Source organism: Microbacterium sp. NPDC058021 (genome assembly GCF_042885955.1).
Classification (GTDB): domain Bacteria; phylum Actinomycetota; class Actinomycetes; order Actinomycetales; family Microbacteriaceae; genus Microbacterium.
On record NZ_JBHVRF010000004.1, the window covers coordinates 26070 to 41626 of the forward strand.

General features: G+C 71.7%; 13 protein-coding genes. 11 read left to right on the top strand and 2 right to left on the bottom strand.

The genetic code is table 11. The features are described 5' to 3' along the window. Positions 1-136: 136 nt before the first annotated feature. Positions 137-1588, bottom strand: a complete 1452-nt coding sequence (locus ACFVR6_RS09380) for an NAD(P)H-quinone dehydrogenase (protein WP_386961769.1) — start codon at positions 1586-1588, stop codon at positions 137-139. Positions 1589-1668: 80 nt separating this feature from the next. Here ACFVR6_RS09380 and ACFVR6_RS09385 point away from each other — a divergent pair, with 80 nt between their 5' ends. The 5 genes from ACFVR6_RS09385 to ACFVR6_RS09405 all read left to right on the top strand — a co-directional run bounded on the left by ACFVR6_RS09385 (position 1669) and on the right by ACFVR6_RS09405 (position 7672). Next, complete coding sequence (locus ACFVR6_RS09385) at positions 1669-2502, top strand: purine-nucleoside phosphorylase (protein WP_386961772.1); 834 nt, start codon at positions 1669-1671, stop codon at positions 2500-2502. Continuing rightward, a complete protein-coding gene (locus tag ACFVR6_RS09390; protein ID WP_386961775.1) occupies positions 2499-4199 on the top strand; it encodes a phospho-sugar mutase in 1701 nt (566 codons plus the stop codon). Before ACFVR6_RS09385 ends, ACFVR6_RS09390 begins: the two co-directional genes overlap by 4 nt. Before the next feature lie 66 nt (positions 4200-4265). Further along, positions 4266-5759: an MFS transporter gene (locus tag ACFVR6_RS09395; protein WP_386961778.1), complete on the top strand. Its 1494-nt coding sequence runs from the start codon at positions 4266-4268 to the stop codon at positions 5757-5759. 56 nt (positions 5760-5815) lie between these two features. Continuing rightward, positions 5816-6394 (top strand): GNAT family N-acetyltransferase, encoded by a 579-nt coding sequence (locus ACFVR6_RS09400; protein WP_386961781.1) that lies wholly within the window; start codon positions 5816-5818, stop codon positions 6392-6394. A gap of 324 nt (positions 6395-6718) precedes the next feature. After that, positions 6719-7672, top strand: coding sequence for a hypothetical protein (locus ACFVR6_RS09405; protein WP_386961784.1), 954 nt, complete (start codon positions 6719-6721; stop codon positions 7670-7672). A gap of 217 nt (positions 7673-7889) precedes the next feature. Here ACFVR6_RS09405 and ACFVR6_RS09410 read toward each other — a convergent pair whose 3' ends face one another. Continuing rightward, complete coding sequence (locus ACFVR6_RS09410; protein WP_386962845.1) at positions 7890-9779, bottom strand: BglG family transcription antiterminator; 1890 nt, start codon at positions 9777-9779, stop codon at positions 7890-7892. Positions 9780-9944: 165 nt separating this feature from the next. On the opposite strand from ACFVR6_RS09410, the gene ACFVR6_RS09415 reads away from it, so the two are divergent. From ACFVR6_RS09415 to ACFVR6_RS09440, 6 genes are all read left to right on the top strand, one after another. Next, entirely contained in the window at positions 9945-10262 is a 318-nt protein-coding gene (locus ACFVR6_RS09415; protein WP_386961787.1) for a PTS sugar transporter subunit IIB, read from the top strand. After that, the gene (locus ACFVR6_RS09420; RefSeq protein WP_386961790.1) at positions 10259-10534 is read left to right on the top strand and encodes an HPr family phosphocarrier protein; all 276 of its coding nucleotides are present in this window, start codon (positions 10259-10261) and stop codon (positions 10532-10534) included. Before ACFVR6_RS09415 ends, ACFVR6_RS09420 begins: the two co-directional genes overlap by 4 nt. Positions 10535-10551: 17 nt before the next feature. Further along, a complete protein-coding gene (ptsP, locus tag ACFVR6_RS09425) occupies positions 10552-12225 on the top strand; it encodes a phosphoenolpyruvate--protein phosphotransferase (protein ID WP_386961793.1) in 1674 nt (557 codons plus the stop codon). Beyond that, complete coding sequence (locus ACFVR6_RS09430) at positions 12222-13778, top strand: PTS mannitol transporter subunit IICB (protein ID WP_386961796.1); 1557 nt, start codon at positions 12222-12224, stop codon at positions 13776-13778. The genes ptsP and ACFVR6_RS09430 overlap by 4 nt, the downstream gene beginning before the upstream one ends. Before the next feature lie 169 nt (positions 13779-13947). Then, complete coding sequence (locus tag ACFVR6_RS09435) at positions 13948-14388, top strand: PTS sugar transporter subunit IIA (protein WP_386961799.1); 441 nt, start codon at positions 13948-13950, stop codon at positions 14386-14388. Next, positions 14385-15536 (top strand): mannitol-1-phosphate 5-dehydrogenase, encoded by a 1152-nt coding sequence (locus ACFVR6_RS09440; protein WP_386961802.1) that lies wholly within the window; start codon positions 14385-14387, stop codon positions 15534-15536. Before ACFVR6_RS09435 ends, ACFVR6_RS09440 begins: the two co-directional genes overlap by 4 nt. Positions 15537-15557: the final 21 nt, after the last annotated feature.

Sequence of the window (15557 nt, forward strand, 5' to 3'; positions counted from 1 at the left end):
AGGACGGAACGCGACGACCGAAGCGCGCCGCGCCGCGGCATCCGCCCGCCCGCAGCGTTCGGGCGTCGCAAACGTCCCCCACACGCGGCGCGGCAGGGCCGAACGCGACGACCGAAGCGCGCCGCAGCGCGCGCGGCTACGCGTCGGCGTCGGCCGTGCGGTCGACGACGTGCATCGCGCGGGCGGCGTCGGTGATCGACCCCGACAGCGACGGGTACACCGCGAACACGCGGGAGAGCTGGTCGACGGTCAGGCGCCGCTCGGCGGCGATCGCGATGGGGTAGATGAGCTCCGACGCACGCGGGGCGACGATCACGCCGCCGAGCACCTCGCCGCTGCCCTGGCGCGCGATGATCTTCACGAACCCGTCGCGCACGCCCATCATCTTCGCCCGGGGATTGGCCGCCAGCGGCAGCTTGTGCACGCTGCCGTTGATGCGCCCGGCCTCGATGTCGGCCTGCTGCCAGCCGACGGTGGCGATCTCGGGCGCGGTGAAGATGTTCGCCGTGATGCGGCGGCGCTCGAGCGGGATGACGGCGTCGCCGAGCGCGTGGAAGACGGCCATGCGCCCCTGCATGGAGGCGACGGATGCCAGCGGCATGAAGCTCGTGCAATCGCCGGCGGCGTAGATGTTGGGGACCGACGTGCGGGCCACGCGGTTGACGCGGATGTGCCCCGAGTCGGTCAGCTGCACACCGGCCTCCTCGAGCCCCACACCCGCGGTGTTGGGGACGGAGCCGACAGCCATGAGGCAGTGACTCCCCTCCACGGTGCGCCCGTCGGCGAGGGTGACGACGACCCCGTCGCCGGAGCGCTCCACGCTCTGGGCGCGGGCCTTGGAGAGCACCTGCATCCCGCCGCGCTTGAACACGCGCTCCAGCACTGCCGCGGCATCCGGGTCCTCGCCCGGCAGCACGTGGTCGCGGCTGGAGACGAGGGTCACCCGTGCGCCCAGGTTCATGTAGGCGCCGGCGAACTCGGCGCCGGTGACGCCGGATCCCACGACGATGAGGTGCTCGGGAAGGGACTTCATGTCGTACAGCTGCGTCCACGTGAGGATGCGCTCGCCGTCGGGTTTGGCGCTGGGCAGCTCCCGCGGCGACGCCCCGACCGACACGACGAGGGTGTCGGCCTCGATGCGGTCGAAGTCGGTGCCGGCGGGTCCTGTCGACACGACGACGGCGTGATGCCCGTCGAGGCGCCCGTGGCCGGCGACGATGCGCACGCCGGCTTCGACGAGGGTCGCCCGCATGTCGTCGGACTGCTGGCGCGCGAGGGCGAGCAGCCGCTTGTTGACGGCGGCGAGGTTGATGGCGATCTCGGGCTTGAGCGGCTTGCCGTCGGCACCCCGGGCGAACAGCTGCACACCCAGGTCGCCGGCCTGCGAGATGGCGACCGCCGCGTCGGCGGTGGCGATGAGGCTCTTGGACGGCACGACATCGGTCATGACCGCCGCCCCGCCCACGCCCGCGCGTTCGACGAGGGTCACGGCAGCGCCCAGCTGCGCGGCGGCGAGCGCCGCCTCGTAGCCGCCGGGGCCGCCCCCGAGGACGGCGACGGACTGGGTGCGCTCGAAACTCAACGACATGCCTCCATTCTCGCAGGGCGCGATCACCTGCCGAGGCCGCGCTGCTGGCCCCGCGGCATCCGAGTTCCTAAAGTGGGGGCATGTCACACACGACCTCCCATCCCCTCGACGACCCCGCCACCGACCCGTTCGGCGTGGCCGCCGATGCCGCAGCCGACATCGCCCGCATCACGGGTGTCGAGCGCCACGACATCGCCCTCACCCTCGGCAGCGGCTGGGGCAAGGCCGCCGAACTCATCGGCGAGACGACCGCGGTGTTCCCCGCGACGGAGGTCACCGGCTTCAGCAAGCCGGCGCTGGAGGGTCACGTCGGGACGCTGCGCAGCGTCCGCACCGCGGGCGGCAAGAACGTGCTCGTCATCGGCGCGCGCACCCACTTCTACGAGGGGCACGGCGTGCGCCGGGTCGTCCACAGTGTGCGCACCGCCGCCGCGACCGGCGCCCGCACCATGGTGCTGACCAACGGTGCTGGCGGCATCCGCGACACCTGGAAACCCGGTCAGCCGGTGCTGATCAGCGACCACATCAACCTCACCGGCGCCTCGCCACTGGAAGGCGCCACCTTCATCGACCTCACCGACCTGTACTCCGCGCGCCTGCGCGACATCGCCCGGCAGATCGACCCCACCCTCGACGAGGGCGTGTACTGCCAGTTCCGCGGCCCGCAGTACGAGACCCCGGCCGAGGTGCGGATGGCCGCGACCATCGGCGGCCACATCGTGGGCATGTCCACCGCGCTCGAGGCGATCGCGGCGCGCCAGGCCGGCATGGAGGTGCTCGGATTCTCCCTCATCACCAACATGGCCGCCGGCATCCAGGCCACCCCGCTCAGCCACGGTGAGGTGCTCGAGGCCGGTCAGGCCGCCGAGCCGGTCATCTCGTCGCTGCTGGCCCGCGTGATCGGGTCGCTGTGAGCGACCGGGCAGCCGCCGCCGTGATCGATCCGATCGCCGCCGCGCGCGCGTGGCTCGCGCAGGATCCCGACCCCGTCACCCGGGCCGAGCTCGAACAGCTCCTCACCGCAGCGGATGCCGGTGACGCGTCCGCCTCGGCCGAGCTCGCAGACCGCTTCACCACGCGCCTGGCGTTCGGCACCGCGGGGCTCCGCGGGCGCCTGGGCGCCGGCAGCAACCGCATGAACCGCGTGCTGGTCATGCAGGCCGCCGCGGGCCTGGCCTCGTACCTCCTCGCCACGCCCGGACCCGACGGCCCGCCCACCGTCGTCATCGGCTACGACGGCCGGCGCAACTCCGACGTCTTCGCCCGCGACAGCGCGGAGGTCTTCGCCGGGGCCGGCCTGCGTGCCATCCTGCTGCCGCGCCTGCTGCCGACGCCCGTGCTCGCCTTCGCCGTGCGTCATCTCGGCGCGGATGCCGGTGTCATGGTCACCGCGAGCCACAACCCGCCCGACGACAACGGCTACAAGGTCTACCTCGGCGGCGCCGACGACGGCGCGCAGATCGTCCCGCCGGCCGACGCCGAGATCGCCGCGCACATCCAGCGCGTGGCGGATGCCGGCGATCTGGCATCCGTCCCCCGCTCGCACGGCTACGAGACGGCCTCCGAAGACGTCGTCGAGGCGTACATCACGGCGACGGCGGCGGTGTCCCCGGCGCCCGCGGGCATCGAGGACATGACGTGGGCGTACACCGCCATGCACGGCGTGGGCTGGGAGACGCTGTCGAAGATCCTCGAGCGTGCCGGCTACCCCGCCCCCGCGCTCGTGACGGCGCAGACCGAGCCCGACGGCACGTTCCCCACCGTCGCCTTCCCGAATCCGGAGGAGCCGGGGGCGATGGACCTGGCGTTCGAGACGGCGCGCAACGTGGGTGCGGAGTTCGTCATCGCCAACGACCCCGATGCCGATCGCCTCGCCGTGGCCGTTCCGGATGACGACGTCGCGGGCGGCTGGCGCCCCCTCACCGGCAACGAGGTCGGCTTGCTGCTGGGCTGGCGCGCGGCGCGGCTGGCAGCGGCGGCGGGCGCGGGCCGAGAGGCATCGCTCGCGTGCTCGCTGGTCTCCTCCCCGGGCCTGGCCGTCGTCGCCGAGCGGTACGGGCTGAGCTCGCACGCGACCCTCACCGGCTTCAAGTGGATCTCCCGCGCCCCCGGCATCGTCTACGGGTTCGAGGAGGCACTGGGCTACCTCGTGAACCCCGAGACGGTGCGCGACAAGGACGGCATCTCGGCCGCCGTCGCGATGCTGGGGCTGGTGGCGGAGGCCCGCGGCCGCGGGGCGACGGCCGCCGACCTGCTGCGGGAGTTCCAGGAGGAGTTCGGGTTCTTCGCGAGCGGGCAGGTGTCGCTGCGGGTGGAGGATGTCTCGGTGATCGGCCGCATCATGGCGCGGCTGCGGGCAGAGCCCCCGCAGGCGGTCGGCACGGTCGCGGTGGAGCGCATCGACGACCTGCTCGACGGTGTCGACGACCTGCCGCCGGGCGATGTGCTGCGGCTGTGGCTCGTCGACGGATCGCGCGTCGTGGTGCGCCCGAGCGGCACCGAGCCCAAGCTCAAGGCCTACCTCGACGTCCGGGGCGATTCCGCCGCGGACGCACGCGCGCGCCTGGCGGCGCTCGAGGCCGGCGCGAGGGAGCTCGTCGCGGCGGAGTGAGCGTCCGGAGTCCGTGCTAGTCTCCCTACTCGCGATATATCGCGACGACCACAAAGGGGCGGGCGGATGCGGGACGAGGACACCACGAGCCACGCGGCAGGAGAGCCGACTCGCGACCCCGATGCCGCGGCCGCCGGGACACCCGTCTCGGAGGCCGCGGCATCCGGTGCGCCCACAGCGCCGCCGAACGCGGGCCCGGCCGTCGACGCCCCGGTGGACGCCCCCCACTGGCTGCGCAACGTCGTCCTGTTCCTGAGCGGGCAGACCGTGAGCCTGCTCGGCTCGATGCTCGTGCAGTACTCGGTGTTCTGGTACCTCACCATCACCTACCAGCGCGGTGACATCATGGCGCTCGCGGCGATCTTCGGGTTCCTGCCGCAGGCGATCGTGTCGATCTTCGGCGGAGTGTGGGCCGACCGGCACAACCGCAAGTTCCTCATCATGGGGGCCGATGCCGCCATCGCGCTGACGACCCTCGCCCTCGCGGTGATGATGATGACCGGCTACGACGGGGTGTGGCTCATCTTCCTCACCCTCGCGATCCGCTCCGCCGGCGCCGGCATCCAGACGCCCGCCGTCTCGGCGCTCATCCCGCAGATCACGCCGACGCGCAACCTCATGCGCATCAACGGCATCAACGGGTCGATCCAGTCCGCCATGGCCCTGCTCGCCCCGGCCGTCGCCGGCGCCCTGTTCGCGTGGTCGGCGTCGGTGTGGGGCGCCTCGGCCGCCTCGCTCATCCCGATCTTCTTCATCGATGTCGTCACCGCCGCGATCGGCATCGCACTGCTGGCGTTCGTCCCTGTCACCGCGGTGCGCCGGGCCTCCGACACCCAGACCGGGTACTTCGCCGACCTCGTCGAGGGCGTGCGCTACGTCGCGCACCACGCGTTCCTGCGCTGGCTGCTGGTGCTGTTCGCGATCATCTTCCTGCTCACCGTCGCCCCCTCCAACCTCACGCCGCTCATGCTGGTGCGCTCGTTCGACGCCGGCGAGGAGCAGAACGTCGTCAACCTCGCGGTGCTGGAGGTCGCCTTCAGCGTGGGCATGATGCTCGGCGGCATCGTGGTGGCCTCGTTCTTCGCCAAGCGCAGCCGTATCGGCCTCATCGTGTCCTCGGCGTTCGTGTTCGGGCTGCTGGCGATCGGCATGGGGCTCTCTCCCAACATCTGGTTCTTCTTCGGCTTCATGTTCCTCGTCGGACTCGCCGTGCCGTTCTTCTCGACGCCGTCGTTCACCCTCCTGCAGGAGACAGTGGAACCGGAGCGTCAAGGCCGCGTGTTCGGGTTCGTGGGGATCGTCATGGCCGTCGCGATGCCGCTGGGCATGTCGGTGCTCGGCCCGCTCGCCGACGTCGTGCCGATCGAAGTGCTCCTGGTGGCCACCGGCATCCTCACTTTCATCGTCGTCGCGGCCGCGGTGTGGCTGCCGGTCGGTCGGCGCGCGGTGCAGGCGGCGCGGGAGGCCGCCCGTGCGAGCGACCCCACTGCGGCGGCGGCCGCCGTCGATGCCGCGATGCACGAGACGCACGAGACGCACGAGACGCACGAGACGCGCTGAGCACCCTGCGGCGGCGGGCGGCACGCGGGCGGATGCCGGGGCAATACGCTCAGGGGATGCAGCTGACCGCCCCCATCACCCTCGAGAGCAGCCACGTGCGACTGGAGCCGCTGACCGCGGAGCATGCGGTCGACCTCGCCGCGGCATCCGTGGGGCTCGAGCACGCCTGGTACACCTCGGTGCCGGCCCCGGCCGACGTGCCCGCAGACATCGCCCGGCGGCTCGAGATGCGCGACGCCGGTGAGATGAACCCGTGGGCGGTCGTGCGCGGCGGAATCGCCGTGGGCGAGACGACGTTCTGCAGCATCGATCAGGCCAACCGGCACGTCGAGATCGGCCACACCTGGCTCGGGCCCGCCGCGCAGCGCACCGCGGTGAACACCGCCGCGAAGCTGCTACTGCTCGGCCACGCGTTCGAGACGTGCGAGGCGATCGCGGTGGAGTTTCGCACCCACTGGCACAACCGGCAGTCGCGCGCGGCGATCGCGCGGCTGGGCGCGAAACAGGACGGCATCCTGCGCAACCACCGCCTCGGTCCCGACGGCACCCTGCGCGACACCGTGGTGTTCTCGATCCTCCCCCACGAGTGGCCCGCCGTGCGGCTGAATCTCCAGGAGCGGCTGGCGCGCGGCTGAGCCCTCCCCTCCGGACGCCCGGATGCCGGCGCGTCGCCCGGATGCCGGCGCGTCGCCCGGTACGCGCCCCGAACCCCGCCAGACACGGGTTGGTTACCCGGTACGCGCCCCGAACCCCGCCAGACACCGGGTCATCACCCGATACGCGCCCCGAACCCCGCCAGACCCCGGGTCATCACCCGATACGCGCCCCGAACCCCGCCAGAGGCTCGCGATCCGCTGGGCGGGCGTCACGGCTCCCCCACAGCCCGGCTCTTCGGCGTGTCCTCCCCATCCGCCGGGAGCGCGCCACCATGTGGACCGCTGAGCGCGGATGCTCGGAGGATGACCGAACACCTCCGCCTGATGACGCGCGAACAGCTCCACGGCCACGGGCTGTCGGGTCGCCAGATCGCGGCATCCGCCGCCGGCGGCACTCTCGTGCGGTTGCGGCGCGGGGTGTACGTCCACACCGGCGACTGGCGCGATGCACGCCCCGAGCGCCGCATCGTCGCTCGGGCACACGCACTCGCCGCAGTCGCGTCGACGCGACCCGTGTTCGCCTACGAGACGGCGCTGGCCCTGCACCGGCAGCCCCTGTATCGGGCGCGCGACGACCGCGTGCACGTCATCGCAGCCGACGGGAGACCGGGCGCGGCGCATGGGGTCGTGCGGCATCGGGGCGAACTCGGGTCCGACGTCGTCGAGGTCGACGGCCTGCTGTGCACGAGCATGCCCCGCTCGGTGGCGGACATGGCCCGCACTGCGACGTTCGAGCAGGCTGTGACTTCAGCCGATGCCGCGCTGCACACCCTGTTCGCGCCGCGCGACGGGATGTACGACCTCGCGGGCGCCCGAGAGTTCCGCGCGGCTGTGCTCCAGATCGTGCGTGCCAGCGCGCACGGACTGCGCCGAGCCGAACGCGTGCTGGAGTTCGCCGACGGTCGCGCGCATTTGCCCGGTGAGACGATCAGCCGGATCCGGCTCGTCGAGCTCGGATTCCGCCGGATACGCCTGCAGGTCGCCGTCCCCTCGCCCTCCGGGGGCAGCTTCTTCGTCGACATCGGCCTCGACGACGCCGATGCGTTCGGGGAATTCGATGGATCGATCAAGTACGTGGACGGCCGGATGCTGGACGGCCGCTCCCGCGCGGATGTCTTCGACGCCGAGAAGCAGCGCGAGGACTGGATCCGCGGCACCACGCAACGCCGCTACGCCCGATGGGGCTGGCCGCATGTGCGCACCGCCGCAGTGCTCGGGGAGCGTCTGGCTGCCTTCGGCATCCTGCCCCCTCGGTGATCTCGGCCACGATCCCGAACCCGATACGCGCCCCAACCGGCGGGGACGGCGACGCGATACCCGATACGCGCCCCGAACCCGCGCGGACGTGACCCGATACCCGATACGCGCCCCAAACCCGCGCGAGACGGCGACCCGCTACCCAGTACCCGCCCCAGACCCAGGCGAGACGGCCCCGGTGCCCGATACGCGCCCCGAACCGGGGCGGACGAGCGGGTCAGCCGTCGATGACGGCGACCAGCTCGTCCAGGAACGAGGCGAAGTCGGTGCCGCGGCGCACGATCCGCTGCACGCTCTCGCGCTCGCTGAACACCTCGACGAACTGCTCGAACACCGTCTGGAACGCCGCGCGGTCGCTCTCGGAGAAGGCGGTGAACGCCACCACCTGCACGCGGCCATCGCCCCACGGGATCGACGGCTCGGCGATGCCGATCGCGATCGCGGTGCGGGTCGCGGTCATCCCCAGCGCGTGCGGCACCGCCAGCGAATCGGTGAACGCCGTCGACGACAGCCGCTCCCGCTCGATCGTGCGCTGCACGTAGTCGTCGTCGATCACGCCGTCGGCCACGAGCAGGCTCCCCAGACGCCGGATGACGGCCTCCTCGTCGGCATCGCCGTCGAGACCGCGGATGAACGCACCGGCGGAGAAATAGCGCTCGAGCTCCGCCCGCAGCCGCGCCAGGCGCCGCCCGCGCCGCACGCGCCCCGCCGCGGCCTGTACGCGCTCGACGTCGGCATCGGTGAGGAACGGCTGGATGCGCACGATCCGCTCCCCCGGCGCCGGCGGGTCGATCGTGGTGAGCACGAGGTCGGTCTGGATGCCGGCCCAATCCGGATCCGCCCGCGTCTCCACACCGACCACCTCCACCGCCTGCCCGAGGGAGCGGTCCACGCTCGAGCGCAGCAGCTCGTGCAGCTCGTAGTAGCCGGGGCACACGATCGTCGCGGTCAGGAGCTGATCGGCGCGGCGGCTGCGCTCCAGGCGCCCGCCGACGTGCATGGCGATGTAGGCGATCTCGTCGTCCATGAGCGGGATGTCCAGGCGGTCCGCCAGGCCGCTGGCGATGAAGACGGCGACCTCGAAGATCATCGGGTAGGTCGATTTGAGCGACCGGGTGAGCGGATTGCGCGACCACGCCTGCTCCCGGGCGCGGTGGCGCAGGTTCTGCACGTGCAGGGCCAGGCGCAGCACGAAGTCCTCGTGGGCGATGTCGACGAGGAACTCGGATGCCGCGGCCTGCACGACCTCGCGCACGACCTTCTCCACCTCGGGGTCCAGTCTCTCGCGCGCCCGGTCGGCGGGGCCTTCGCCGGGCGCGACGATGCGGGTGAGGATGAGCGTCGCGAGGTGCGCGAGGTCGCCCGCGCCGAGACTCATCCCCAGGTGCGCGACGCTCAGCCGGTCGATCAGCGCGCTGATCTCCGCCCGCGCCGCGTCGCCCTCGGGCCCGCCGCCGTCCAGCGCCCGGTCGCGCGCGACCCGGTCGGCGGCGATGGCGATGTGCATGACGACATCGGCGATGCCGAGTTCGTTGACGAAGTAGCCGAGGTCCCCGAGTCCCGCGACGAGCTCGGACTTGAACGGCCCGAACGCCTGCGCACCGATCGACCGGCTCCCGAGGGTGCGCCGCAGCGCCTCGAGGTCGAAGGAGCCTGCCTCCATCTCGTCGTGCGCGAGCCTGCTGAGCAGCCGGCGCTGGGCGGCCTCGGTGCCGCGCAGCCGGGCCCGCGAGGCGGAGCGCTCCAGCGTGAGTTCGGTGCCGCCGAGGAGACCCCGCACGCGCGCGAGGTCGGCGTCGATGGTCGCGGGACTCACGTGCAGCCGGTCGGCGGTGTCGAACACGTCGATGCCGTCGTCCTCGTCCAGCAGCATCCGCACGAGCGAGTGCAGCCGGTCGCGCGGCGTGCTCGTCTCGGTGCCGGCGCGCAGCGCCGCCGCGGCATCCGCGCCCGCCCGGTAGCCCTGCGGGCCGGACTCCACCGCCGTCCCGCCCGGCACGCGGGCGTTGATGGCGGTGACGTAGCTGCGGACGCTGCGCGGGGTGACCCCCAGCGCGTCGGCGATGGTCGCCGCCGTGCGCCATTGGCCGTCGCGGGTGAGCAGCATGAGCAGACGATCCTGCCTTGCTCGTGTCACGTGATCCCCCGAATACGCCTGAAGCCTGAGACCCAGTCAACCACGCGTGTCGCCGTCTTCCGCCCCTGCGGAAGCAACCCTGGTTGTCCGCTCCCAGTCCTGTCACAACAATGGAGGAAGCAGGGAGGAAGGTCGATGAGGATCCTCGTCGTGTGCGGAGCGGGCGCGTCCAGTACGTTCGTCGCGCAACGCGTACGTCACGCGGCGCGTGATCACGGCCTGCCGTATGCAGCCTTCGCCGGCACCGAGCAATCGCTGCCGATCGATCTGGATGCGGCCGACGTCGTGCTGGTGGGCCCTCACCTCACGCACGCTCTCGACCGGATCCAGCACGAGGCCGACCAGCGCGGCACCGCGGTGGTGCTCCTCCCCGCAGACATCTTCAGCGACCGCGACGGCACCCGTACCCTCGCGTTCGTGCAAGAGGCCTTGAAGGAAAGGGAACCGTCATGACCCCGCTCACCCGCACGGTCCGCGTCGGCTCGTCGCACGGCTTGCACGCGCGCCCCGCGAAGCTCTTCGCGCAGGCGGCGAAGGACGCCGGCATCCCGATCACCATCTCCAAGGATGCCGGCACCCCCACCAACGCCGCGAGCATCCTCGGCGTCATCGCACTGGGGGTGGAGCGCGGCGACTACGTCACGCTCACCGCGGACGGGGAGGGCGCCGAGGCCGCTCTCGACGCCCTCGCCGAGCTGCTGGCGACCGATTTCGACTCCGAATGACCGACGAAGGAGACATCATGAGTGAACTGCGCGGAGTGGGTATCGGACTGGGCGTCGCACAGGGACCGGTCGCGCGCATGGCCGAGCCCCTGCCCGCCCCCGCCGACACGGCGAGCGAGCAGGAGCCCGAGGCGGAGCGCGAGCGTGCGCGCACGGCGGTGACCGCTGTCGCCCGCGAGCTCGAGCAGCGTGGCGCGAAGGCCGGCGGCGCCGCCCGGGACGTGCTCGAGGCGCAGGCCATGATGGCCGAGGACCCGTCGCTGCTGACCGAGGTCGATTCGCGCATCGCGCAGGGCAAGACCGCGGAGTTCGCCGTGTTCGACGCATTCGCGACGTTCCGCGAGCAGCTGACCGCCATGGGCGGCTACCTGGGCGAGCGTGCCGCGGACCTGGACGACGTGGCCCAGCGGGTCATCGCGCACCTGCGCGGTGTGGCAGCCCCCGGCGTCCCCGACCCCGGGCACCCGTTCGTGCTCGTCGCGAAGGACCTCGCTCCCGCCGACACCGCCCTGCTCGACCTGGACAAGGTGCTGGCGCTGGTCACCACCGAGGGCGGCCCCACCTCCCACACCGCGATCCTGGCCCGCGAGAAGTCGATCGTCGCAGTCGTCGGGGCGGTGGGTGCGAAGGACCTCGCCGACGGCGAGATGGTGATCGTGGATGCCGCGGCGGGGGTCGTCACCACCGCGCCGAGCGGGGAGGACCTCGCCCGGGCGCAGAACCGTGCCGACGCCCGCGCGTCTGCGGCATCCGCCCCCATCACCCCCGGCGCCCTGGCCGACGGCACCCCGGTGCCGCTGCTGGCCAACCTCGGCAAGCCCGAGGGCGCCGAGGAAGCCGTCGCGCTGGGCGCCGAGGGCGTGGGGCTGTTCCGCACCGAGTTCCTCTTCCTCTCCTCCAGCTCCGCCCCCACCGTGGAGCAGCAGCGCGAGACGTACACCAGGTTGCTGGCCGCCTTCCCCGGCAAGAAGGTCGTCGTGCGCGTGCTCGACGCCGGCGCCGACAAGCCGCTGGCATTCCTCAACGACGCGCACGAGGAGAACCCGGCGCTGGGCCTGCGGGGCCTGCGCGCCCTCCGCGCGAGCGAGGACATCCTGCGCGAGCAGCTGACGGCGCTGGCGCAGGCGGATGCCGCGACGGAGGCTGACCTCTGGGTCATGGCCCCCATGGTGTCCACCGTCGAGGAGACGCGGTACTTCACCGAGATCGCCCGCGACTACGGCGTGAAGACGGCCGGGGTCATGGTGGAGGTGCCCTCGTCGGCGCTGCTGGCCGACAAGGTGCTCCAGATCGCCGACTTCGCCTCGATCGGCACCAACGACCTCACCCAGTACACCCTCGCGGCCGACCGCCTGCTCGGCTCGGTCGCCGCGTTCCAGGACCCGTGGCACCCCGCAGTGCTCCGCCTGATCCGCGAGGTCGGCGAGGCCGGCGCCGCCAACGACAAGCCGGTGGGCATCTGCGGCGAGGCGGCGGCCGATCCGCTGCTGGCCGTCGTGCTGGTGGGGCTGGGAGCCAAGACGCTCTCGATGGCCCCCACCGCGCTGGCGGACGTCCGCGCGAGCCTGCTCAGCTACACCCTCGACGATGCGAAACGCATCGCCGACGCCGCCCTGACCGCGGAGGACGCGGCCGGAGCACGCCTCGCGGCTCAACAGTCCGCAACCCGAGAGAAGGAGACACAGTCATGACAACGACGTCCACGCCCGCAGCGGGCGGCAACACGGTGAGGGTCGGGGTCCAGCGCTTCGGCACCTTCCTCTCCGGCATGATCATGCCGAACATCCCCGCGCTCATCGCGTGGGGTATCTTCACCGCCTTCTTCATCGAGGCGGGCTTCACGCCGAACGCGGACCTGTCCACGATCGTCGGCCCCTTCATCCACTACCTGCTGCCGCTCATCATCGCCTACACCGGCGGCACGATCGTCTACGGCGTGCGCGGCGGCGTCGTCGCCTCCATCGCGACGATGGGTGCGATCGCCGGCTCCGACCTGCTCATCGCGAACTTCAACGCGTCGCTGCCCGAGGGCGCCGACCAGCTCGGCCAGGTGCACATGTTCATCGGCGCCATGATCATGGCCCCGCTGGCGGCGTACACGATGAAGTGGCTCGACAGCCTGTGGGAGGGCAAGATCAAGGCGGGCTTCGAGATGCTCGTCAACATGTTCTCCGCCGGCATCTGGGGCTTCGTCATGGCCATCGTCGGGTTCTACCCGATCGCGTGGCTCGTCAACGGCCTCATGGAGATCCTCAGCAACGCGGTCAACTGGCTCGTCGAGCTGAACCTGCTGCCGCTGACGAGCATCCTCATCGAGCCGGCGAAGGTGCTGTTCCTCAACAACGCCATCAACCACGGCGTGCTCACTCCGCTCGGCGTCCAGCAGGCGGCGGAGGACGGCTCGTCGATCCTGTTCCTGCTCGAGGCCAACCCCGGTCCGGGGCTCGGTCTGCTCCTCGCGTTCGCGTTCTTCGGTCTCGGCGCCGCGCGCGCCTCGGCCCCCGGCGCCGCGCTCATCCAGTTCGTCGGCGGCATCCACGAGGTGTACTTCCCGTACGCCCTCATGAAGCCGATCCTCATCCTCGCCCTCATCGGCGGTGGCATGACCGGCGTCACCACCAACATGCTCCTGGGCGGGGCGCTGCGCGCCCCTGCGGCACCGGGCAGCATCATCGCGGTCCTCGCGCAGACGGCATCGGGGGCGTATGTGGCCGTGATCCTGTCGGTGATCCTCTCGGCGGCGGTGACGTTCGTCATCGCGGCGCTGATCCTGCGGGCTTCCCGCAAGCGTGATCTGGCGGCGATGGCGGCGACCGACGACGCCTTCGGTGAGGCCATCACCCAGACCGAGGCCGCCAAGGGCAAGTCCTCCGATGCGCTGAGCAACCTGCGCGGCGGGGCGGCGACCGAGGCCGGCGGCGGCGTCGAGCCGGCGGTGATGACCGAACGCGAGATCAAGAACATCGTGTTCGCGTGCGACGCCGGCATGGGGTCGTCGGCGATGGGCGCGAGCGTCCTGCGCAACAAGATCAAGAAGGCGGGCATCGAGGACGTCACGGTCGTCAACAAGGCGATCGCGAACCTCGACTCCTCCGCGGACCTCGTCATCACGCAGAACCAGCTCACCGACCGGGCCCGCCAGAAGACGCCGAACGCGGTGCACGTCTCGGTGGACAACTTCATGAACTCCCCGAAGTACGAGGAGGTCGTGGACCTCGTCCGCGCCCAGCACGACGGGGCGTGACAGACCGCTGCGGGGCCGGGCGGCGTGATGCCCCCGGCCTCGCGGCCTTTCGCCCGTGCGGCCGCTATCGCGGTCGCCGGGCAGTGCGCAAGCCCTCGTCGGGTGGCGCACGACCTGCGACAGTGGAAGGGCGGATGCCGCGGCATCCGTCCGAGGAAAGGGGCAAGACATGGCACGTGACGTGCTGAGCGTGGGACAGGTCCGCATCCATCAGGGATCGGTGAGCCGCGAAGACGCGATGAAGGAGGCCGCCGACATCCTGCAGGCCGCCGGCGCCGTCACGGGCGCGTACTACGACGCGATGCAGCAGCGCGAAGAGACGGTCTCGACCTACATGGGCAATGAGCTGGCCATCCCCCACGGCACCAACGAGACCAAGGACACGATCCTCGACTCCGCCCTGTCGTTCGTGCGCTACGACGGCGGCGTGGACTGGGACGGCAACCCGGTGACCTTCGTCGTGGGCATCGCCGGCAAGGGCGACGAGCACCTCGAGATCCTGTCCCAGATCGCCCTGCTCTTCTCCGACGACGACGAGGTGGCAAAGCTCAAGCAGGCCCAGACGCCCGAAGAGCTGTACGCCCTCCTGTCGACCGTCAACGCATCATGAAGGCCGTCCACTTCGGAGCCGGCAACATCGGGCGCGGGTTCGTCGGCCTCCTGCTGCACGAGGGCGGCTACGACCTCGTCTTCTCCGACGTGCAGGAGGCGCTGGTCGACGCGATCAACGACGCCGACTCGTACACCGTGCACGAGGTCGGCGACGGCGGCACCGACAAGGTCGTGACCGGCTTCCGCGCGATCAACAGCCAGACCGACCCGCAGCAGGTCATCGACGAGGTCGCCACGGCCGACGTCGTCACCACCGCGGTCGGCCCCACCGTGCTGCGCTTCGTCGCCCCGCACATCGTGGCGGGCCTCGCGATGCGCGACCCCGCGCTCCCGCCGCTGCAGATCATGGCGTGCGAGAACGCGATCAATGCCACCGACGTGCTCCGCGACGAGATCCGGGCGCAGGCGGAGGACGGCTGGGATGCCATCGCCGGCCGGGCGATCTTCGCCAACACCGCCGTCGACCGCATCGTGCCCGCCCAGGCACCCGGCGAGGGCGTGGACGTCACGGTGGAGCCGTTCTACGAGTGGGCCATCGAGAGCGCACCCTTCGGCGGCGAGCTGCCCTCGATCCCCGGGGCGCACTTCGTCGGCGACCTCGCCCCCTACATCGAGCGCAAGCTGTTCACGGTGAACACCGGCCACGCCGCGACGGCGTACTTCGGCGCCCGCGCCGGCGTCGACACGATCGCCGCCGCGCTGTCGGACCCCGCCATCGCCACCGCCGTCGCCGCCGCGCTCGAGGAGACCTCGGCGCTGCTGGTCGCCAAGCACGGGCTCGACCCGCAGGAGATGGCCGAGTACCGCGCCACGATCCTGCGCCGGTTCGCCAACCCCGCCCTCCCCGACACGGTGTGGCGGGTGGGCCGTCAGCCGCTGCGCAAGCTCTCGCGGCACGAGCGGTTCGTGGGCCCCGCGGCCGAAGCCGCCGAACGCGGTCTGCCGGTGGCCGGGCTCGTGGCCGCCATGGCCGCCGCGCTCGAATTCGACGACCCGGAAGACCCGCAGTCGGTCGACATGCAGCGGCTGCTGCGCGAGCAGGATGCCGCGACGTTCACGGCATCCGTCACCGGCCTCGAGCCCGACCACCCGCTGTTCTCTGCCGTGCTCTCCGCCGTGCAGGCACGCCAGGGCGCGCTGTCCTGAGCGCCGGCGAGGACGTGCCGC

Coding starts and splice junctions, on each gene's coding strand:
- ACFVR6_RS09380 (WP_386961769.1), bottom strand. CDS start 1,588: ATGTCGTTGAGTTTCGAGCGCACCCAGTCCGTCGCCGTCCTCGGGGGC.
- ACFVR6_RS09385 (WP_386961772.1), top strand. CDS start 1,669: ATGTCACACACGACCTCCCATCCCCTCGACGACCCCGCCACCGACCCG.
- ACFVR6_RS09395 (WP_386961778.1), top strand. CDS start 4,266: ATGCGGGACGAGGACACCACGAGCCACGCGGCAGGAGAGCCGACTCGC.
- ACFVR6_RS09400 (WP_386961781.1), top strand. CDS start 5,816: ATGCAGCTGACCGCCCCCATCACCCTCGAGAGCAGCCACGTGCGACTG.
- ACFVR6_RS09405 (WP_386961784.1), top strand. CDS start 6,719: ATGACCGAACACCTCCGCCTGATGACGCGCGAACAGCTCCACGGCCAC.
- ACFVR6_RS09410 (WP_386962845.1), bottom strand. CDS start 9,779: ATGCTGCTCACCCGCGACGGCCAATGGCGCACGGCGGCGACCATCGCC.
- ACFVR6_RS09415 (WP_386961787.1), top strand. CDS start 9,945: ATGAGGATCCTCGTCGTGTGCGGAGCGGGCGCGTCCAGTACGTTCGTC.
- ACFVR6_RS09420 (WP_386961790.1), top strand. CDS start 10,259: ATGACCCCGCTCACCCGCACGGTCCGCGTCGGCTCGTCGCACGGCTTG.
- ptsP (WP_386961793.1), top strand. CDS start 10,552: ATGAGTGAACTGCGCGGAGTGGGTATCGGACTGGGCGTCGCACAGGGA.
- ACFVR6_RS09430 (WP_386961796.1), top strand. CDS start 12,222: ATGACAACGACGTCCACGCCCGCAGCGGGCGGCAACACGGTGAGGGTC.
- ACFVR6_RS09435 (WP_386961799.1), top strand. CDS start 13,948: ATGGCACGTGACGTGCTGAGCGTGGGACAGGTCCGCATCCATCAGGGA.
- ACFVR6_RS09440 (WP_386961802.1), top strand. CDS start 14,385: ATGAAGGCCGTCCACTTCGGAGCCGGCAACATCGGGCGCGGGTTCGTC.